Origin of the sequence: Bradyrhizobium zhengyangense, assembly GCF_022012435.1 — a bacterium.
In the GTDB taxonomy this organism is placed as follows: Bacteria; Pseudomonadota; Alphaproteobacteria; order Rhizobiales; family Xanthobacteraceae; genus Bradyrhizobium; species Bradyrhizobium zhengyangense.
In genome coordinates this window covers 459,277-479,527 of sequence record NZ_JAKLUA010000001.1, presented here as the reverse complement: position 1 = coordinate 479,527, position 20,251 = coordinate 459,277, and the positions used below count along the sequence as shown (strand labels likewise).

Here is a 20,251-nt window from a genome sequence, read left to right as displayed (position 1 = left end):
TAGGGGGGTATATACGATCCATGAGGAACGACATCAAGGCGTCCTGTCAGAAACGTCTGAACCGCATCGAAGGCCAGGTTCGCGGGCTCGCGAAGATGGTCGACGAGGACCGGTACTGCATCGACATCGTCACTCAGATTTCGGCGGTTCGTTCCGCGCTCCGCCGGGTCGAGGAAGAGATTCTCAAGGATCACGTGGCCCATTGCGTGGAACACGCGATCCATAGCGGCGACAAGGCCGATCAGCGCCGCAAGATCGCCGAACTGATGGAAGTCGTCGGTCGGGTGGATAGGTAGCCCGGCTAGGGTCACGAATGCTTGAGCGGGATCAAGGACTGCGTCCCGCACCGGAATATGCTACTCAAGCCGCGTTGCGGCCCGAAAGGTAAGTCGATCACGATGCGGCTCGTCCGTACCATCCTCGCGTTTGCCATCGCCGTCTCGCTGGCGATGCTGCCGCTCGGCGCGTCCGCCGCCGGCTACGCGACGTCGTCGGACGAGATGCACGCGACCATGCAGATGACGGGCGGCGGCGACATGTCGATGGACGACTGCTGTCCGGACGACATGAAGGGCACGACATCCCACAAGGACGGCTACAAGTGTGGGATGGGTTTCTGCTGCATCGGCGGAGCTCTCGCGCTCGGGGGCGTTCGACCCATCGCATTCGGCTTTTTCGCGGTAGCGGCGAGCAAGATCGCCATTCCCTCCGACCAAGTCGTCGATTTTCGCGGCGGCAGCCCTCCCTTCCGACCTCCTCGAATCTGATCTCGCAAAACCCGGCACGCGCGCAGTCTTGCTCGCGCAGACGATGACGTGCGCGCCCGTGGCGCCACGGCCGAGATCAATTCATGAGGACAGGACAATGCTTTCCAAATTCACGACCGCGGCTCTTGCCGCCACCCTTTCGCTTACCGCTTCAGTCGCCATGGCGGGCGCCGGCGACTACACGTTCGAGCCGGTCAATCCGGAGATGAAGAAGGGCGACGACGTCACGCTCGCCGTCCGTCTGACGAACAAGCAGACCGGCAAGCCGGTTCCGGATGCGGTGATCTTCAAGACCCGCGTCGACATGGCCCCGGACGGGATGGCCGAGATGGAATCGGCGGTCTCGCCGCTGCCGTCCAAGGAGCCGGGCGTCTACGCCTTCAAGACCGACCTGCCGATGGCCGGCCGCTACCAGGTGACGCTGTCCGCAAAGGTGCAGGGCGAGGCCGACACCGTCACGGGCAAGGTGATCGTCAAGGCGACGAAGTGAGCCTTCGGGCGCCGCCCGGCGGCGCCCGAACTTCTCTCTCTCATTCACATGGACGCGCGCCCCGAGCGCGCGGGTAGCACACCATGAACACGCAGCGTCTTCTGACGGCACTCGCACTGGTGGCCGGCATGGCCCTCGGCGCCACCTGGTACTCGAGCGGCGAGCGTTGGTCCGCCCATGCCGAGGCGCCCGCGGCGGCCTCCGCGGACCGAACTCCGCTCTACTTCCGCGATCCGAGCGGCGCGCCCCTCTGGTCGGCGGGCCCCAAGAAGGACGCGCGCGGGCAGGATTTCCTGCCGGTCTACGACGACGAACAGGCCGCCCCGGAGCCGGCGAAGCCGCAGCAACAGGCGGATTCGTCGCGCAAGATCCTCTACTACAGGAATCCCATGGGCCTGCCCGACACCTCGCCGGTGCCGAAGAAGGATCCCATGGGGATGAACTACGTGCCCGTCTATGAAGGCGACGACGTCGACGACGGCACCGTCAAGCTCTCGCCAGGCAAGATTCAGCGCACAGGCGTGAAGTCCGAGCCGGTCGAACGGCGCGCGGTCCGCGTCTCGGTGAAGGCGCCCGGCACGATCCAGTTGGACGAACGCCGCGTGTCCGTGATCGCCATGCGGGCCGAGAGCTTCGTCCAGAAGATCGCCGACGTAACCACCGGCACCCGCGTCAAGGCGGGCCAGCCGCTGATGCAGATCTACAGTTCGGCGGTCGCTTCCGCCGCGGCGGAATATCTGGCGACCATCACCTCCAAAACGGTCGGCGGCGTCGAAATGTACGGCCGCGGGTCGCGCCAGCGGCTTACGAACCTCGACGTCCCCGAACAAGTCATCGCCGAGATGGAGAAGTCCCACGTTGCGCCCGTGACCGTGCAGTGGTCGGCGCCGCGTGACGGCATCGTGCTCGAACGCAACGCGATCGAAGGCATGCGGGCCAATCCCGGCGACGTGCTGTTCCGGATCGCCGACACCTCGGTGGTGTGGGCCTTGGTCGACGTGGCCGAACGCGATCTCGGCAACATCGCCGTGGGTCAGCCCGTGACGGTACGCGCGAGGAGCTTTGCCGGCCGGACCTTCGCCGGCAAGATCGCCGTCATCTATCCGCAGGTGAACCGCGACACCCGAACCGTTCGCGTCCGCATCGAACTCGCCAATCCGGACGCGGCGCTGCTGCCCGACATGTACGTCGATGCCGACATCGACACCGCCGATGCCACGCCCGTCCTCGCGGTACCCGACAGTTCGGTGCTCGACACCGGCAGCCGCCAGGCCGTCCTCGTGGACAAGGGGGAAGGGCGCTTCGAGCCGCGTGAAGTCAAACTCGGGCGCAGAGGCGGCGGCTACGTCGAGGTGCGGGACGGTCTTGCCGCGGGCGAAGCCGTGGTCACTTCCGCCAACTTCCTGATCGATGCGGAAAGCAACCTGAAGGCGGCGCTGAAGGGCTTCGCCGAAGCCGGCCCCTCGCAGCCCGAAGCTCCGTCCAACAGCGGCATGGGAGAACACAAATGATCTCCCGCATCATCGCCTGGTCGGCGCGCAACCTGCTTCTGGTGCTGTTCGGCACCGGCTTCGCGGCTGCCGCCGGGCTCTACGCGCTGGTCCACCTGCCGCTCGACGCAATCCCGGACCTCTCGGACACGCAGGTGATCGTCTACACCGAATACCCCGGTCAGGCGCCGCAGGTGATCGAGGACCAGGTCACTTATCCTCTGACGACGGCCATGCTGACGGTGCCGAAGTCGAAGGTGGTGCGCGGTTTCTCGTTCTTCGGGGTGTCGTTCGTCTACGTGATCTTCGAGGACGGCACCGACATCTACTGGGCGCGCTCGCGCGTGATGGAGTTCCTGAACAGCGCGACCTCGCGGCTTCCGGCCGGAGTGACGCCCACGATCGGGCCCGACGCGACCGGTGTCGGCTGGGTCTACCAATACGCGGTGATATCGAAGGAGCTGAACCTCGCCGAGACCCGCACGATCCAGGACTGGAATCTGAAATTCGCGCTGGCCAAGGCCGAAGGCGTGGCCGAGGTCGCCAGCATCGGCGGCTTCGTCAAGCAGTACAACGTAGTCCTCGATCCGCAGCGGATGCGCGACCGCGGGATCAGCATGCAGAAGATCCGGGAGGCGATCCGCGCTTCGAACGCGGACGTCGGCGGTCGGACCGTGGAGCTGTCCGAGTTCGAGTACGTCATCCGCGGCAAGGGCTACATCAAGAGCATCAACGATCTCGGCAACATCGTGCTGAAGACCAGCAACGGCACGCCGGTGCTGCTGCGCGATGTGGCCACCGTCGAACTTGGTCCGGACGAGCGACGCGGCATCGCGGAACTGAACGGCGAGGGCGAGGTCGCCAGCGGCATCGTGCTGCAGCGCTTCGGGGTCAACGCGCTCGACGTGATCGAGAACGTCAAGAAGCGGTTCAAGGAGATCGCGAGCAGCCTGCCGAAATCCGTCGAGATCGTCCCGGTCTACGACCGCTCCAACCTGATCTACGCCGCCATCGACACCCTCAAGCACACGCTCCTCGAAGAGAGCATCGTCGTGGCGCTCGTCTGCGTGGTCTTCCTGCTGCACGTCCGCAGCGCGCTCGTCGCCATCCTGATGCTGCCGGTCGGCGTTCTGATGGCGTTCGGCGCCATGAAGCTGCTCGGGCTCGGCTCGAACATCATGAGCCTCGGCGGGATCGCGATCGCGATCGGCGCCATGGTGGACGCAGCGATCGTGATGATCGAGAACGCCCACAAGCACCTCGAGCGGGCCAAGCCCGGCGAGTCCCGCGTCCAGATCCTGATCGATGCGGCCTCCGAAGTCGGCCCTGCGCTGTTCTTCAGCCTGCTGATCATCACGGTCTCGTTCATGCCGATCTTCACCCTGGAATCCCAGGAGGGGCGGCTGTTCAGCCCGCTCGCCTTCACCAAGACGTTCTCCATGGCAGCGGCGGCGCTACTGTCGGTGACGCTGGTGCCGGCGCTGATGGTGATCTTCGTCCGCGGCAAAATCGTCCCGGAAAGCCGGAACTTCATCAACCGTTTCCTGATCTGGATCTACCGGCCCGTCATCAGGGGCGTGCTGCGGGCCAAGACGCCGGTGATCCTCGCGTCGCTGGCGACCCTGGCCGTTTCGATCTGGCCGGCCCGTCAGCTCGGCACCGAGTTCATGCCGGCGCTGAACGAGGGCACGCTCCTCTACATGCCGACGACGCTGCCGGGCATCTCGGTCACCAAGGCGGCCGAGCTGATGCAGATGCAGGACAGGATCATCAAATCCTTTCCGGAGGTCGCGTCGGTCTACGGCAAGGCGGGACGGGCGGCGACCGCGACCGACCCGGCCCCGACGGAGATGTTCGAAACCGTGGTCAACCTGAAGCCGAAGGAGCAGTGGCGCCCGGGCGTCACCGTCGATAGCCTGATCGCCGAGATGGACAAGGCATTGCAGTTTCCCGGTGTCTCGAACGCCTGGACCATGCCCATCAAGGCGCGCATCGACATGCTGTCGACCGGCATCCGCACGCCGATCGGCGTGAAGGTGATGGGCACGGACCTGGTCGAGATCGACCGGCTGGCCAGGCAGATCGAGCGCGTCATCAAGGCAGTGCCCGGGACCTCGTCGGCCTACGCCGAGCGGGGCATCGGCGGCTACTATCTCGAGATCGTGCCGGATCGCGAGGCGCTCGCCCGTTACGGAATCCTGATCCAGGACGTCCAGGACACCATCGCGGCGGCGCTCGGCGGCCAGACGGTCACGACGACGGTCGAAGGCCGGCAGCGGTTCACCGTGAACATGCGCTATCCGCGCGACCTTCGCGACAACCCGAAGGCCATCGCCAGCGACATCCTGGTGCCGATGCCGGCTGGCGGGGCCGTGCCGCTCGGGGAGGTGGCGAAGGTCGAGCCGGCGAGGGGACCGACGTCGATCCGGACCGAGAACGGGCAGCTTGCGACCTACATCTATGTCGACATCCGGGATCGCGACATCGGAAGCTACGTCGCGGACGCGCAGCGCGCGGTCAACGACAGCATCCAGTTTCCCGCCGGCTACTACGTGGTCTGGAGCGGACAGTACGAATATCTGCAGCGGGCCGCCGCACGGCTGAAGATCGTGGTGCCGGTGACGCTGACGATCATCTTCCTGCTGCTGTACCTGAATTTCAGGGCCATCGCCGAGACCCTGATCGTGATGCTGTCGCTGCCGTTCGCGCTGGTCGGAGGCATCTGGATGATGTGGTGGCTCGGCTTCAACCTGTCCGTCGCGGTCGCGGTCGGATTCATCGCGCTCGCCGGCGTCGCCGCCGAGACCGGCGTCGTCATGCTGATCTACCTCGACCACGCGCTGGCGGAAGTGAAGGCCAGGCGCGGCGCCGAGGGCCGCGCGCTTACCCGGCTGGATCTCCATGATGCCATCATGGTGGGCGCGGTCGAACGCGTCCGGCCCAAGATGATGACCGTGGTCGCGATCATGGCGGGTCTGCTGCCGATCATGTGGAGCACGGGGACCGGCTCCGAGATCATGCAGCGCATCGCCGTGCCGATGATCGGCGGCATGATCTCCTCGACGCTCCTGACTTTGATCGTCATCCCGGCGATCTTCGGCCTGGTGAAGGGCAGGAGCCTTCCGCCGGGGCGCGCACGTGATGTCGCCATCGAGGGACATCCTGACGAAGCCGTGAAACGGGCGCACGTTCCGCAAGCGGCCGCGTAGGCTAGATTGGCTCCATTGCACAAACCTGATGGCAAAAACTCGATGAAAAAGACCGTATTCGTGATCGCCTTCCTGGCCCCGGCGCTCGCCTGGGCGGAGACCCCCTACGCCGGTTTGCAGTCTCGGCCGATCAAAGCGCTGTCGGACCAGCAGGTCTCCGATCTGCGTGCCGGCCGCGGCATGGGGCTCGCACTCGCGGCCGAGCTCAATGGGTATCCGGGCCCCTCGCACGTGCTGGAGCTTGCGGATCAATTGGGATTGAGCGCCGAGCAGCGGATGAAGGTCCAAGAGATGTTCTCGGCGATGAAGTCGGAAACAACCCCGATCGGCAGCAGGCTGATCGAGGAGGAGAGCACTCTCGATCGGCAGTTCGCCACCCGGACCATCAGCCCGGAAAGCCTCAGATCGGCGACCGCCGCCATCTCGAAGACGCAAGGCGAGCTGCGCGAAGCTCACCTCAAGTACCATCTGCTCACCGCGGCGACCCTCGACAGCTCCCAGTTGGCCAAATACGCCGAACTGCGCGGGTACTCGAGCGCGGCACCGGTGCAGCAGCATCACCACCACCACGACAACTAGGAGACAAGTGCTTGAACAGAATCTCTCGCATCGGAATGCTCGCCCTCGCAACGTCTTTGGCGACCGGCACGGCCGCACGGGCCCACGAACACGGCCAGCACGTATCCTACTCGGCCGGAGAGCCCGGAGATCCGTCACAACCATTCCGAACCATCGAGATCGCGATGAGCGAGATGGACTACGAACCGAGCCGCATCGAGGTGAAGCGGGGCGAGCAGATACGGTTCGTGCTGCGCAACGTCGGGACCGAGGATCACGAATTCCTACTGGCGACCACGAAGGAGAACCTGAAGCACGCCGCCGTCATGAAGAAACATCCGCACATGGAGCACGACGAGCCGAACGGCGTCCGCGTCGCGCCGAAGAAGACGGCGGAGGTGCTGTGGAAGTTCACGAAGCCGGGGACGTTCGAATTTTCGTGCCTGATTCCGAACCACCGAGAGTACGGCATGACCGGGCACGTGACGGTCAAGTGAACGGGAGCTCAAGATGAAACATGACGCCTATCCGCCCACCCGCCGAACGGTCCTAAGGCTTATCGCTGCCGCGGTGCTGGCGGCACCCGCCGCCGCGGCATTTGCCGATGAGGCGACCGTCACGGTGCACAAGGATCCGAACTGCGGTTGCTGCTCGGGTTGGGTGCAGCACCTGCGCGACGCCGGATTTGCCGTACGGGTGGACGAGACCTCCGATCTGGAATCGATCAGGATCCGGCTCGGCGTCCCACCAGATCTGGCGGCGTGCCACACCGCGGAGGTCGCCGGCTATGTGGTCGAAGGGCATGTGCCCGCGGCGGCCGTGCGCCGCCTGCTCGCGGAACGCCCGAACGCGAAGGGTGTCGCCGTCCCCGGCATGCCGATCGGGTCGCCAGGCATGGAAGGCGGTCGGCCCGCGCCGTATTCGGTGATGCTGTTCGGGGCCGACGGACAGAGGCCCTTCATGCGGTTCGTCGGAGACCGAGCCGTCGGCTGACGCTACGGCAGGCGTGCCGATGACGACCAACTGAAGGTGCGGCGTTCCGTCCGTGACGACTCACGCCGGCTCGGACGGGGCGGACGCGTCGTTACTTCTTGTCACCCATGTGGTGGGGCGACGAAGTGCCGGGGCCGCCCGTGTAGTGATGGCCTCCGGACGCGCCGTCCTTGGCGGAGCCGACCGTCTCCTTGGACGTGTCCCTGTCCTTCTTGCCCATGTGATGAGGGACCTCGGTCTTCGGGCCGCCGCTATAGTGGTGACCGTTCTTTTCCGTGTCCGTGCTCTGCGCCATCGCGGGCACAGCAAGTGCGGCTGCGGCTAAGATGGCAATCAGCGTTCTGGTGATCATGTCCGTTCCTCCCGAGGAATGGGTTGCAGATCGAAGCACAGAACCGCGGACGGATCCTTGATACATCGCAAGGAGTGATCGAAGTCGTGCCGAGCCCGACCTCCATCGCTTCGCATTGACGTGCATCAAGCGGTCGGCGGCGGGAACGAGTCATCCTAAACGTCGGCCACCTACGATCAGGAGCTTGCCATGCGCGCTATGACCTTTGCCGCCGCACTACTCGCCACGACGCTCGGGCACGCCGCCTGGGCCCAATCGGCCGCGGAACACGAAGGGCACCACCCCGACCAGAAGCAGGAGCAGGCCACGCCAAAGGCAGACCAGCGGGCGCCTGCTGGCTCTCAGGGCATGAATGGCAGCGGAATGATGGGCGGGAAGATGCCCATGATGGACATGGCGAAGATGATGGAGATGATGCGGCAGTCCGGCGACGGAATGGGCATGGATGCGATCGATCACATTGAGGGCCGGGTCGCGTTCCTCCGCACCGAGCTCAAGATCACCGAGGCGCAGCAGCCCGCCTGGAACGGGTTCGCCGACGCGTTGCGGGCCAACGCCAAAACGTTGGGAGAGATGCGCGGCTCGATGATGTCGCAGCAGGGCGCCGGTGCCGGCCTGGTCGAGAAGCTCGCGTTCCAGGAGAAATGGCTCGCGGCGCGGCTCGAAGGCACCCGCGCGATGAAATCGGCGCTCACGAACCTGGTCTCGACGTTTTCCGACGAGCAGAAGAAGGCCGCCGACGAACTGCTCGCGCCGCAGATGGGCATGATGCCGATGATGTCCGCGATGCGGAGCGGAGCGACGATGGGCATGGGAATGCAGCCCGGCAAACCGATGCAATGACCTTCGGGGGCGGGAGATCCTCCGGCGGCCCTCATTGGCCCCGGCGTCCACGAACAAGGCCAGTGAATCTTACGGGACTGCCGCTGTTGATCTAGCGCAACAATGATGGCAAAGGCGCCGCTAAGCTCCGACGAACGATAGGAGCAAGCCGATGTCGGTGCAGGACCATCCCGCGTATCGGGAACGCCCGCAGCAGGGCATGTCCACGAAATCCAGGGCCGGCCTGGTCCTGATCGGATTCCTGATCATCGCCGGCGCGCTGCTGTTCACCGAGCACAGGGCGCACGTGCTCGGGCTTCTGGTCTGGCTGCCGCTGCTCGCTTGCCCGTTGATGCACCTGTTCATGCATCACGGAGGACACGGCCACCATCACGCCGAGCGCCAGCCATCCGACGGAAGGAGGGAGTGATGCACGACACCGCGCCCGCCTACGGCCTCTGGGGCCTCGTCATCGTCAACTCGGTGGTCTTCATCCTTTTCGCCTACAGCTTCTTCAAGCCGCAGACCTCGCGCGACTGGCGCTCCTTCGGCGCCTTCAGCGCGTTTCTGGTGGCGTTGTTCGTGGAGATGTACGGCTTCCCGCTCACCATCTACTTCCTTTCGGGCTGGCTGCAGTCGCACTATCCGAACGTCGATTGGTTCTCCCATGACGCCGGGCACCTGCTCGAGATGATGTTCGGCTGGAAGACCAATCCGCACGCCGGACCGTTCCACATCCTGAGCTTCATCTTCATCGGCGCGGGTTTCGTCCTGATCTCCGCCGCGTGGAGGGTGCTGTACGACGCGCAGCAGACCCGTAGCCTCGCGACGAGCGGCCCCTACAGCTACGTCCGCCACCCGCAGTACGTCGGGTTTATCCTGGTGATGTTCGGCTTCCTGCTGCAGTGGCCGACCATCCTGACGCTGGCGATGTTTCCGGTGCTGACGATCATGTACGTGAAGCTCGCGCGCGACGAGGAGCGGGACGCCAGGTCGGAATTCGGCGAGGCCTATGTCAGATATGCGGCCGATGTGCCGGGATTCATTCCGAAGTTGAGCCGGGTCTTTGGCACCGAGTCCACTGGAGGATATCGGCATGGTTAGCCGGCGGGCGGTCGGCGCTCTGCTCGGAGGCCTCTGGCTGGCCGGTTGCTTGATCGGCGTAGCGACCGCTGCGGACACCGACCTCTCAAAAACGGCAGGAGGAGTGACGGTCTACCTGGGCATCGTGCCGGCCGAGATCGTGAAGGGCCTCCCGTCGGGCTCCACCACCGAACGACCGATGCACGGGCGCCCCCCAAAGGGGCCGCATGAATATCACGTCGTTGCCGCCGTCTTTGATGCAGCAAGCGGCGCGCGTATTTCTGATGCCGTCGTGACTGCGGAAGTATCAGGATTGGGCTTGTCCGGCGCCAAGAAGAAGCTTGAGCCAATGCAGATCTCGGGCACCACGACCTATGGCGGCTTCTTCGACCTTCCCGGATTTGATCTCTACACCGTGAAGCTCACTGTCGAGCGCACCGGCGCGAGTCCGGCTGCCCTGCAGTTCAAGTACGACCATCGCCGGTAGACCGGCCCTTATGGTGCGGAAAAGGGCTGACCGCCTCTATTTCGATTGGCTACACCGATGTTTGATCTTGTCCTTTCGCAGCTTGACAATCGCGATGACGTGGAGGTCGTCGAGCGCAAGGGAGCCGGTCACCCGGACACGATCTGCGATGCCCTTGCCGAGACGCTGTCCCGCAATCTCTGTCGCGAGTACCTGCGCAGATTCGGCCATGTGTTGCACTACAATGTCGACAAGGCGCTACTGTGCGGCGGCAGGGCAATGCCTACCTTCAGCGGCGGAAAGGTGACCGATCCGATCAGAATCCTCCTGGCAGGACGGGCCGTTACCAACGTCGGAAACGAAGCGATTCCAGTCGAGGACATTGCCATCGACGGCTCAAGGGCCTGGCTGAAGGCCAATCTCCATGCGCTGGACGCCGATCGTCACGTCTGTATCGAGGCCCTGGTTCATCAGGGCTCGCAGGACCTGCAATCGCTGTTCTCTCGGGGGAGCGCACGGCAAATTCCGCTTGCCAACGATACGTCTTTCGGAGTTGGTCACGCACCGCTCAGTGCGCTCGAACGCCTCGTGCTTGCAATCGAACAGGGGATTCACGGCCGCGATCGCGCGCGTGACCATCCGGCTTGGGGTGAAGACATCAAAATCATGGCTGTCCGAAGCGGAGAGGGCGTCAGGCTGACAATCGCCTGCGCCATGATCGGGCGGTTTCTTAACGACATGGACAGCTATCTGCAACAAAAGGCGGCGCTCGCCGAGTACGTCCGTGAACGCGCAAGCGAGCATGGATTTAGGGATTGCGAGGTGGCCGTCAACGCTGCTGATGATGCGGCGTCCGATAGCATCTATCTGACCGTGACCGGCACCTCAGCGGAGGCTGGCGACGACGGGCAGGTCGGTCGGGGAAATCGCGTCAATGGCCTGATCACACCTTGGCGGCCGATGAGCTTGGAGGCTGCCGCCGGCAAGAACCCTGTTAGCCACGTCGGCAAGATCTACAACATCATGGCAAAGCGAGTAGCTGAAACATTGGTCACCGCCATTCCGGAGGTCTCCGCAGCGCAGTGCCTCATCGTCAGCCGGATCGGTGCGCCGGTGTCCATGCCGGATCTCGTTCATCTCAGGCTGGCGACGAAGGAGGGCGTTCCCCCGGAGGAGTTAAGAGAGCGAGGCGCGGAGATTGTATCGGATCACCTTGGCCGGATCCCGGAACTGGTCGGCGAGCTCGTCGCCGGAGTAACTCAAGTCTACTGAGCGTCTGTTTTGAGAAAACCGAGCGAATTCAGCGAGCTGCCTGATCTAAATCAATCCAGGGGCGCCTCAAAGGCGGAGAGTGACTGCGCACACTGTTTGAGACGCAATGACCCAATCCGTCTTCACAGCCACGGCTCTGACCAAGACCTACGTCTCCGGCGAGGTGGCGGTCCATGCCCTCAACAATGTCGATCTTGAGATCGCTGAGCGAGAAGTTGTCGTGCTGCTCGGTCCCTCCGGCAGCGGCAAGACCACGCTGCTCAACATCATGGGCGGTCTCGACCGGCCGACCAGCGGCAGGCTGTTCTTCCGCGATCTGGACCTGACCGATCTCCAAGACCGCGAACTCACGAAGTATCGCCGCGACCACGTCGGTTTCGTCTTCCAGTTCTACAATCTGGTGCCGAGCCTCACCGCCTACGAAAACGTGGCGTTGGTCACCGAGGTGGCCAAGAATCCGATGCGGCCGGCCGACGCCCTCGCTCTGGTCGGGCTCGAGGAGCGGATGCATCACTTTCCGGCGCAGCTATCCGGCGGCGAGCAGCAGCGCGTGGCCATCGCACGCGCGATCGCGAAACGCCCCGCGGTGCTGCTCTGCGACGAGCCGACCGGGGCGCTGGATTCGAAGACCGGCATTCGTGTGATCGAGGCGTTGCTCGGGGTCAACCGGCAGCTCGGCACCACGACAATCATCATCACCCACAACGCCAGCATCCAGCAGGTCGCCGACAGGGTGCTGTTCTTCGCCGACGGCCGGATCTCCAGGATCCAGAGGAACGAGACCCGTCGCGAAGCCGCCGAACTCACCTGGTGACGGCATGAGGGCACTCGACGTCAAGCTGTTCCGGGACGTCAGGCGAATGTGGGCGCAGGTCCTCGCCATCGCGCTGGTCGTCGGGGGCGGCGTCGCCACGCTGGTGCTCGCCGTCGGCTCGCATCGATCGCTCGAAGAGACGCGCATCGCGTACTACGAACGCTACGGCTTCGGCGACGTGTTCGCCCAGGTGAAGCGCGCACCCAAGGCGCTCGCCGACAGGATCGTTGATATCCCCGGCGTCGCCGCCGTCGACGCGCGCATCGCGAAGTTGGCGCTGCTCGACATCCCCGGCTTCTCCGAACCGGCCAGCGGGCAGTTCGTATCTCTACCCGACAACGGCGAGGCGCATCTCAATCGGCTCTACATCCGTTCCGGACGGCTTCCGGAGTCGGGGCGGACGGAGGAGGTCGTCGTCAACGAGCCGTTCGCCCGCGCCCACGGCTTTTCGGAGGGGGCGCGGTTCTCGGCCATCCTGAACGGCAAGAAGCGCGAACTCGTCATCGTCGGGACGGCCCTGTCCCCCGAGTTCGTCTATACGGTGGGCCCGGGCGACCTGATGCCGGACGACCGCCGCTTCGCGGTCGTCTGGATGTCGGAGAAGGCGCTCGCCGGCGTCTACGATCTCGATGGCGCCTTCTCGGCGGTGTCGGTCAAGCTGCAGCCCGGCGCCTCCGAGCGCGAGGTGATCTCGCGGCTGGACGCCTTGCTCGATCCCTACGGCGGGCAGGCGGCCCACGGCCGGAAGGACCAGACCTCGCACGCCTGGCTCGACCATGAGCTCGACATGCTCAACAACATGAGCCGCACGCTGCCGCCGATCTTCCTTCTGGTCTCCGCGTTCCTGGTCAATCTCACCCTCAGCCGGCTGGTTGCTCTCGAGCGCGAGCAGATCGGACTCCTGAAGGCATTGGGCTACACGGACGGCAGCATCGTCCTGCACTATTTCAAGTTCGTCGCCCTGATCGTGGCGGCGGGAATCGTCCTGGGCAGCATCGTCGGGACTTGGCTAGGACTGCGCATCACCGCGCTGTTCGGTGACTTCTTCCACTTCCCCTTCCTGGTGTTCGCCAAGGCGCCCGATCTGTATGTGATCGCCGGTGCCCTCAGCGCGGCCGCCGCGGCGATCGGCGCGCTGCGGGCGCTGCGCGAAGTGGTGACGCTGCCGCCCGCCGTCGCCATGCAACCGCCGGCCCCTCCGGTATATAGGCGGCTGCTCCCGGCGAGCATCCAGTTGGACCAGATCGTGTCACAGCCGACCCTGATGATGGTCCGCAACATCGCTCGGCACCCGGTCCGGGCGACGTTCACGGCGCTTGGGATGGCGCTGGCCACCGCGATCCTGGTCGTCTCGCTGTTCACCCGGGACACGATGGAGCAACTGATCGACGTCACCTACTTCCTCGCCGACCGGCAGGACGCGACCATCGGCTTCGTCGAGAAGCGGATCGGGAACGTCGTGGAGCAGGTGCACCGGCTGCCCGGCGTTCTCGCCGCCGAGCCTTTCCGCGAGGTTCCCGTCCGGATACGACATGGCAACGTCGAGCGCCGGATCACGATCAGCGGCCGGCCCGCCGATGCCGACCTGAGGCGCATCATCGACGTCGACCTCCGGCCGGTCGTGCTTCCGGAGACCGGCCTCGCGATCTCCGGCATGCTGGGCCACATCCTCGGGGTCGCGGCCGGCGATACCGTCGAGCTCGATCTGCTTGAGGGCGCCCGTCGTACGGTCACGATGCCGATCGTGGCGACCGTCGAGGATTATTTCGGCATCAGGGGGATGATGGACATGGACGCGCTTCGGCAGCTCATGCGCGAAGCTCCCGTCGTCAACAGCGTCAACCTCAGCCTCGACGAGAACCGGAAAGAGGACTTCTACGCGGCGGTGAAGTCCATGCCGACGGTCGCCGGGGTCGCGCTGCAGCGCGTCTCGCTCGCCAATTTCCGCAAGACCGTCGCGCTGCTCATCACCACGATGGCGAGCATCTACACCGGACTCGCGGCCGTGATCGCATTCGGCGTCGTATACAACAACGCGCGGATCTCGCTCTCCGAGCGGGCGCGGGAGTTGGCCAGCCTGCGCGTGCTCGGCTTCACGCGCGGCGAGGTCCTGCGGATACTGCTGCTCGAGCTGGCCATCCTGACGCTGATCGCGCAGCCGCCCGGCTGGCTGATGGGGTACGGGCTGGCTTGGGTCATGAAGACGAACCTCGCCGGCGAGCTGATGCGCGTCCGCCTCGTCGTCGAGCACTCGACCTACGTGCTCGCCACATCCGTCGTGGTGTTGGCAGCCGTCGCCTCCGCGGCCGTCATCCGCCGACGCATCGACAACCTGGACCTCGTCGCGGTCCTCAAGACGCGAGACTAGCCATGCCGGCACAGTGGATGAAAAGGATCATCGGTGTCGCGGCCTTGGCCGGGATCGCGGGAGGACTGGCGTGGTTCGCATGGCCCCGGCCGGTTCTGGTCGATCTCGCGACCGTCGCGAAAGGCCCCGTCGAAGTCACGGCGGACGACGACGGCAAGACGCGCGTCCGCCACGTGTACACCGTTTCGGCGCCCATCGCAGGCAAAGTCCTGAGGATTTCGCATCCGCTCGGCGAGCAGGGACCTTCGCTTCACGTCGGCGACGAGGTCGTCGCCAACCAGACCATCATCGCCCTGATGCAGCCGACACTGCCGGGCTTCATCGACGTGCGCTCCCGCGACCAGCTTCAGGCGGAAGTTGCGGCCGCGGACGCAGCCATCCAACAACAGGAAGCCGAGGTGCAGCGGATCGGAGCGGCGTTGGACTTCTCCAGGACCGAGTTCCAGCGGGCGCAGACGCTCCTGCGGACGCAATCAACCTCGGCTCAGGCCTTCGACAAGGCGAAATTCGACGTGGCCACCAACGAGGCCGCCCTGGCGAGCGCGAAGGCTCAGGTTGAGATGCGTCGCGCGGTGCGTACCAGCTTGGCGGCCCGACTGATGGACCCGGCCAACGCCGCGCTGTCCGCGGAGCCGGCCTGCTGCGTCCGGGTGCTCGCGCCGGCGGGCGGACGTGTCCTGAAGATCATCCAGGACAGCGAGGCGACGGTCCTGCCAGGGACGGCGCTGGTCGACATCGGCAACCCTCTCGATCTGGAGGTCGTGGCCGACCTGCTCTCGACCGACGCGGTCCAGATCAAGGTCGGCGCCCCCGTCCGGATCGACGGCTGGGGCGGTCAGCCCATCAAGGGCAAGGTGGTCCGCGTGGACCCCGCCGGCTTCCTGAAGGTCTCCGCCCTGGGGATCGAAGAGCAGCGGGTCCGGGTGACCATCGATTTCGTGGACCCGCCCGAGGTGTGGTCCCAGCTTGGCCACGACTACCGGGTCGTCGTCCACGTCACCATCTGGAGCGCCGCCGACGCGCTGACCGTGCCGATAAGCGCTTTGTTCCGGAAAGGCGACCAATGGGCCGTCTTTACCGACGACAGCGGGCGCGCCAAGACCCTGCCGGTTCAGATCGGCCACCGCAACAACCGGACGGCCGAGGTCCTCTCCGGGCTGGCTGCGGGGGACCGGGTGGTGCTGCACCCCAGTGATCGGATCGCCGACGGAGGCAGGATCGCGCAGCGGGAAGGGCGCTGAGGGTAGCACTCACCACTCAACAGGCGCTGCGGGTGATCGCTGACGTGGTTCTCCTCAAGCCCCGATCTTTCCGCTGGTCGGCCGCCGATCCGCAGGGCAGGTGACGTCCCCATCGATCGCGCCACCTACCAGGCGAGCGAGGGAGCCAAAACTCTCGACAAAGGAGAGTCGATCCGGTTTTGCCAGGCCTAGGCCGTTTGTGGAAAGGTCGATCTTATGGTTGAGGGGGGAGTGGCGCGTCCTTTGGCCATGGCCTCTCTCGTCGGAGAAAACGGGGGTCTCAGAGTTTCTTGCGGGCTCGCTCGGGTGCATAGTCACCTCCGAGCTGCATGCCATACCTGATTGGTCCGTTAGCGATCGCTTCGATAGCTCCCTGACCGAGCAGCGAACGTGGCTTAGCTTCCCATCTTTTCCGAAAGCGACCCGAAGATCGATTTTTCGGTCGAAACGCAACCAATCCCCCCTTTTTAGGGGCCTAGGACGGCCTCGGCAGGCCGACCCAGTTATGGCAGCCTGCTTGGACGCTGGCGGCCGCACGGGCTTGGACGATGCCTCACCTCTCGGAAGCCGCGTCTTCCTTTTCGCCGCTCGCCACGATCTTCAGGGTGCCGTCCGGAAGTGGCCGCTGCAGCGCCTCCGCCTCGTCCCAGGGGGCGCGCATCCAAACGTCGTACTCTTCGGTAGTGGTGAGGATCACCGGCATCGCCTTCGGGTGAACGCGCTTTACTTCGACGTTCGGCTCGCAGGTCAGGAAGCCAAAGACGTCCGTGGTGACCTCGCCTTCCTTCGCCTTTCGCACGCTGGTCCAGTTCGTCCAAATCCCGGCGAATGCGGCGAGGGGGCGAGACTTATCGAGGGCGAACCAGACGGGCACCTTCTTGCCGTCGATAGTGTCGTATTCCGAGAACGAGGTAAGAGGCACCAGACAGCGATTGTCTGGGCCGAGCCATCGCTTCCAGTGCTTGCTGCCGGTGTTGCGGATGTTCGTTGTGCCGCTGTCCGGCTCCAGCCGCAGGAGCTCCTTGAAATCTACGGTCTTGCCCTTCGCCTCCAGCTTCTCGGCCCGTTTCTTCGTCGCATCCATGAGGGCTTTCGACGAGGACGGCATGCCCCACCGCGCCATGACGATCTCGCGACCGCCCGCCGCGTTCCGGACGATCGGCGCCGGATAGTCCGGGAAGATGCCGGGCATGCTGGGCAAGTTGCCGACGCTGCTGTTGAGGGCTCCGAACAATCGTCGGATCGCGTCGACGTTCTTGGTCATGCTGTAAAGGTTGCACATTCAGGTTTCCGGCCCGGCCTGGTGGGGGCGGGGCGTCAATTGCAGGAGGGTTGCGGCGGGACGTCGGCCGGCCTTAGTACATTTGCTACAGCGGAGCCGGCTCGCAAGATCGTGGACGGCCGTCGTTGGCGGATGGCGCAGCGCGGCCAGATCGACCTCCCGCTTCGTCTTGCATCGCGAGCATTCGATTTCAAGCCAGGCATAGCCGCCGTTGATGGCCTGATCGACGGTGGGTGAGGGGTCGATCGGGCCGCCATTTGCCCACATGCGCTCGTTCCAGCTTTCTGCGAGAAGCTTATCGGCCTCGCGGATCAGCGCTTCCCCTTTAGCTCGGGCTTCGGCGGATTGTGTTGCCAGGATGGTCGTCATCGCGCGTGCGCGGCCGAGCTCCTTTGCGAGTGCCTTGCGGTCGCCTCCTGATAATGGCGTGGGGTGATAGCGAGGGGCCATCCGGATAACCTAGTGTCAGGCTTCGCCGGCGCGGCTACTCGAACGCAGGCCAACAACCATCCTCTTCGTGGCGGCCCGTGCGTTGCTGGCAGGTGTTGTCGAGCAGGCGCTGACCGACGTCTCTCCAGAAGGCTTGCGGACCGTACAGCCTAGTGGCGTCCGCCTTCTGGATCTCGACGATCCTGGCGCAGCGGCGGCATGAGACGCGCAGCACGTGACGGCCGATCTCGGACAGATTGCGAGCCTGGATCGGCTTCCCGGGAGCCACGGTGTCGGCACCGGCCTCGGCGAGCAGCGCCTCCCAATAGGGATCGGGCAGATCGTCGGCCGGGCCCACGGCTGGCGTTGGAGGAGTGCTTTTGCCGACGACAGGGGCATTGGCGAGCTTCTGTATCTGTTTCATGGTCGGAAAACGCCAACTGGCCGGACGATCTGACATTCAACGATAAGAACATAACAAGAACGAAAACGCGAGTCCGGCTCGGAGAAAAATTGCCGCTCGCGGTCCGCCCTGCTGTCGGAACCGGGCGCGCTCGTTCGTCTTGAGTCCGAGTCCCGTCACGGAGTGTTGCGTTCGCCATGGCCCCTCGCGCGAATTGGAAAGGGTTCCTGCGTCTCTCGCTGGTGACCTGTCCGGTGGCCCTTTATCCAGCCACCTCGGAATCCGAAAAGATCTCGTTCAACCAGCTGAACCGGCAGACCGGCCATCGCATCAAGTACCTGAAGGTCGACGCCGATACCGGCGACGAGGTGCCCAACGAAGACATCGTCAAGGGCTACGAACTCGATAAGGGCCAGTACATCGAGGTCACGAAGGAAGAGCTCGAGGAGCTTGCACTGGAATCGACCCGGACGATCGAAATCGACGAGTTCGTCGACCGCAGCGAAATCGATCCGAGGTATCTGATCCGGCCCTACTATCTTCGTCCCGACGGCAAGGTCGGCCACGACGCCTTCGCGGTGATCCGCGAGACCATCCGCGAGATGGACAAGGTGGCGATCGGGCGGGTGGTGCTGACCAACCGTGAGCACATCATCGCGCTCGAAGCACGCGACAAAGGCCTGATCGGCACGTTGCTGCGCTATCCCTATGAAGTTCGAGATCCTGCTGAGTATTTCGACGACATCCACGACGTTAAAGTCACGAAAGACATGCTCGACCTTGCCAAACACATCGTGAATCAGAAGGCGGGCCAATTCGAGCCGGACAAATTCGAGGATCACTACGAAAGCGCGTTGGTTGATCTCATCAATCAAAAGCGCGCGGGTAAGGTCATCCGCCCCAAGGAGCGGCCGAAAGGCGAGAACGTCGTCGATCTCATGGAGGCGCTGCGGCAGAGCGTCGGTCGGGAGGCGGCGCCAGCGAACGCAGGCAAGCGCGCTAAGAAGGCGAAGAAGGCATCCGTCGGCCAGAAGGAAATGTTGATGCCCATCGCCGGCAAGAAGCCGGCGAAGGAAGCGGCTGCGAAGAAGCCGGCTGCGGGGGCGCGGCGGAAATCGGCGTGAACTATCCGGGCACCCGGAACGGCCGGTACTTCGTCCACCGTGACCGGCCTTGGCGCAAGGCCAATCCGGACCTCGCAGAGGCGGAGAGATCGAAGCTGACGAAGCAGACGCCGCATTGAGGGAACGGCGCGGGAAAACCGCAGAAATCTAGGCCTGGTCCGGGGGGCACTCGGGGCAAGTATCGCCGACCGAGTCGAGGAGGTCTCGGACCTCCGCGACAGCTTCGCAGGCGGTGACGCCGTTAGGAGGATCACGACGGGCAAGATCGATGGCGCGCTCGCGGGCGTGCGGATCGGCCCGGTCCTTCGCCCAACCATGCTCCTCGCATTCGTGGATGGCGCCCGCCTCCTGCAGCACGTTGACTGCCCATCCCCGCAGCGTCTTAGCTCTCGGTCTTCGTTCCTTCGTCATCAGCATGGTGGCCGGTCTCCTGATGGGACGAATCCTCGCGCGCGCGGCTCGTTCCGCGCCGTTACCACAGAGCAGGGATTCCCAAAGGGTAAGGCTGGGGGTTCCGCAGCGCTTGTGAGGGCGCGCCGACAGCGTGCCGCGCACGTCGTCCGGATCGCACGGTAGGATACCGTGCGATCCGGGCTGTAGAAAAATTAGCTTCCCAATGCCGGTCTCCAAACCGGTGGCATGTACACCGCAATGATGCAGGCGGCCCCACTCCGATCCACGACGCGCAAACAAGGCGCCGAGCGGCTCTATTAGCGTTCGCAATCAGTCTGCCGTTGGCGGCGAAATGCGAATTCGACTGAAGGAGATGAACTGTGCCCGGCGCGGCAAAGCAGACGCGGACTCACAGTTCGAGTGCACCTAAAACTGTGGACTCACAATTCGTGGGTCCGACACTCGGAATAGGTGAAAAGGAACTGCCTGATTTCGCTGGATATTTCCGACTGCTTGAGAATTCGGAGTGCGGAAAACGCGCATTTTTGAGTTCGCGGGCGAGTTTTTTCAGGTTATTCTGAGTCTGTGCGGACGTGCAGTCCATGCGGACAACGCCGCAAACCGGCGCTCGGTCGCTTCGCCAATGCGTCTGAAAGAGGGGTATCGGAGGAGCCCCGCCCGAGTATAATTTTTGC

Annotated in this window: 22 protein-coding genes; 17 read left to right on the top strand and 5 right to left on the bottom strand. The window is 64.5% G+C overall.

The features are described 5' to 3' along the window. Positions 1-20: 20 nt before the first annotated feature. The 8 genes from L6637_RS02280 (at position 21) to L6637_RS02245 (ending at position 7,507) form a co-directional block, all read left to right on the top strand. A complete protein-coding gene (locus tag L6637_RS02280; RefSeq protein ID WP_237868976.1) occupies positions 21-296 on the top strand; it encodes a metal-sensitive transcriptional regulator in 276 nt (91 codons plus the stop codon). 102 nt (positions 297-398) lie between these two features. Continuing rightward, positions 399-767 carry a hypothetical protein gene (locus L6637_RS02275; protein ID WP_237869992.1) on the top strand — a complete coding sequence of 123 codons (369 nt, stop codon included), beginning with the start codon at positions 399-401 and terminating at the stop codon, positions 765-767. Between the two features lie 97 nt (positions 768-864). After that, complete coding sequence (locus tag L6637_RS02270) at positions 865-1,257, top strand: FixH family protein (RefSeq protein WP_211377403.1); 393 nt, start codon at positions 865-867, stop codon at positions 1,255-1,257. A gap of 83 nt (positions 1,258-1,340) precedes the next feature. Continuing rightward, the gene (locus tag L6637_RS02265; RefSeq protein WP_237868974.1) at positions 1,341-2,768 is read left to right on the top strand and encodes an efflux RND transporter periplasmic adaptor subunit; all 1,428 of its coding nucleotides are present in this window, start codon (positions 1,341-1,343) and stop codon (positions 2,766-2,768) included. Next, entirely contained in the window at positions 2,765-5,956 is a 3,192-nt protein-coding gene (locus L6637_RS02260) for an efflux RND transporter permease subunit (RefSeq protein ID WP_237868972.1), read from the top strand. Before L6637_RS02265 ends, L6637_RS02260 begins: the two co-directional genes overlap by 4 nt. A gap of 42 nt (positions 5,957-5,998) precedes the next feature. Then, a complete protein-coding gene (locus L6637_RS02255; protein ID WP_237868970.1) occupies positions 5,999-6,535 on the top strand; it encodes a Spy/CpxP family protein refolding chaperone in 537 nt (178 codons plus the stop codon). 35 nt (positions 6,536-6,570) lie between these two features. Continuing rightward, positions 6,571-7,011, top strand: a complete 441-nt coding sequence (locus L6637_RS02250) for a cupredoxin domain-containing protein (RefSeq protein WP_237869990.1) — start codon at positions 6,571-6,573, stop codon at positions 7,009-7,011. A 13-nt stretch (positions 7,012-7,024) separates the two neighbouring features. Next, entirely contained in the window at positions 7,025-7,507 is a 483-nt protein-coding gene (locus tag L6637_RS02245; RefSeq protein ID WP_237868968.1) for a DUF411 domain-containing protein, read from the top strand. A 91-nt stretch (positions 7,508-7,598) separates the two neighbouring features. Here the strand turns inward: L6637_RS02245 and L6637_RS02240 are convergent, their stop codons facing one another. Then, positions 7,599-7,859, bottom strand: coding sequence for a hypothetical protein (locus tag L6637_RS02240; protein WP_237868966.1), 261 nt, complete (start codon positions 7,857-7,859; stop codon positions 7,599-7,601). 189 nt (positions 7,860-8,048) lie between these two features. On the opposite strand from L6637_RS02240, the gene L6637_RS02235 reads away from it, so the two are divergent. The 8 genes from L6637_RS02235 (at position 8,049) to L6637_RS02200 (ending at position 15,925) form a co-directional block, all read left to right on the top strand. Beyond that, complete coding sequence (locus tag L6637_RS02235; protein WP_237868964.1) at positions 8,049-8,702, top strand: Spy/CpxP family protein refolding chaperone; 654 nt, start codon at positions 8,049-8,051, stop codon at positions 8,700-8,702. Positions 8,703-8,853: 151 nt separating this feature from the next. Further along, positions 8,854-9,111 (top strand): DUF2933 domain-containing protein, encoded by a 258-nt coding sequence (locus L6637_RS02230; protein ID WP_237868962.1) that lies wholly within the window; start codon positions 8,854-8,856, stop codon positions 9,109-9,111. Then, the gene (locus L6637_RS02225; protein WP_237868960.1) at positions 9,111-9,785 is read left to right on the top strand and encodes a methyltransferase family protein; all 675 of its coding nucleotides are present in this window, start codon (positions 9,111-9,113) and stop codon (positions 9,783-9,785) included. The genes L6637_RS02230 and L6637_RS02225 overlap by 1 nt, the downstream gene beginning before the upstream one ends. Continuing rightward, a complete protein-coding gene (locus tag L6637_RS02220; RefSeq protein WP_237868958.1) occupies positions 9,778-10,251 on the top strand; it encodes a hypothetical protein in 474 nt (157 codons plus the stop codon). The genes L6637_RS02225 and L6637_RS02220 overlap by 8 nt, the downstream gene beginning before the upstream one ends. Before the next feature lie 57 nt (positions 10,252-10,308). After that, the gene (locus L6637_RS02215; RefSeq protein WP_237868955.1) at positions 10,309-11,502 is read left to right on the top strand and encodes a methionine adenosyltransferase; all 1,194 of its coding nucleotides are present in this window, start codon (positions 10,309-10,311) and stop codon (positions 11,500-11,502) included. 106 nt (positions 11,503-11,608) lie between these two features. After that, positions 11,609-12,316, top strand: coding sequence for an ABC transporter ATP-binding protein (locus tag L6637_RS02210; protein ID WP_237868953.1), 708 nt, complete (start codon positions 11,609-11,611; stop codon positions 12,314-12,316). A gap of 4 nt (positions 12,317-12,320) precedes the next feature. Further along, on the top strand, positions 12,321-14,684 hold the full coding sequence (locus tag L6637_RS02205) for an ABC transporter permease (protein ID WP_237868951.1): 2,364 nt from the start codon (positions 12,321-12,323) through the stop codon (positions 14,682-14,684). A gap of 2 nt (positions 14,685-14,686) precedes the next feature. Further along, complete coding sequence (locus L6637_RS02200; RefSeq protein WP_237868949.1) at positions 14,687-15,925, top strand: efflux RND transporter periplasmic adaptor subunit; 1,239 nt, start codon at positions 14,687-14,689, stop codon at positions 15,923-15,925. Positions 15,926-16,478: 553 nt separating this feature from the next. Here L6637_RS02200 and L6637_RS02195 read toward each other — a convergent pair. From L6637_RS02195 to L6637_RS02185, 3 genes are read right to left on the bottom strand one after another with little or no spacing between them, the layout of a single operon-like run. Then, positions 16,479-17,207 carry an SOS response-associated peptidase gene (locus L6637_RS02195; RefSeq protein ID WP_237868947.1) on the bottom strand — a complete coding sequence of 243 codons (729 nt, stop codon included), beginning with the start codon at positions 17,205-17,207 and terminating at the stop codon, positions 16,479-16,481. After that, a complete protein-coding gene (locus L6637_RS02190) occupies positions 17,208-17,657 on the bottom strand; it encodes a zinc-ribbon domain-containing protein (protein WP_237868945.1) in 450 nt (149 codons plus the stop codon). A gap of 34 nt (positions 17,658-17,691) precedes the next feature. Beyond that, a complete protein-coding gene (locus L6637_RS02185; RefSeq protein ID WP_237868943.1) occupies positions 17,692-18,096 on the bottom strand; it encodes a hypothetical protein in 405 nt (134 codons plus the stop codon). Positions 18,097-18,236: 140 nt separating this feature from the next. Between L6637_RS02185 and ku the strand changes: the two genes are divergently transcribed. Beyond that, a complete protein-coding gene (gene ku, locus L6637_RS02180; RefSeq protein ID WP_237868941.1) occupies positions 18,237-19,163 on the top strand; it encodes a non-homologous end joining protein Ku in 927 nt (308 codons plus the stop codon). A 147-nt stretch (positions 19,164-19,310) separates the two neighbouring features. Here ku and L6637_RS02175 read toward each other — a convergent pair whose 3' ends face one another. Beyond that, a complete protein-coding gene (locus L6637_RS02175) occupies positions 19,311-19,580 on the bottom strand; it encodes a hypothetical protein (protein WP_237868939.1) in 270 nt (89 codons plus the stop codon). Positions 19,581-20,251 lie beyond the last annotated feature (671 nt).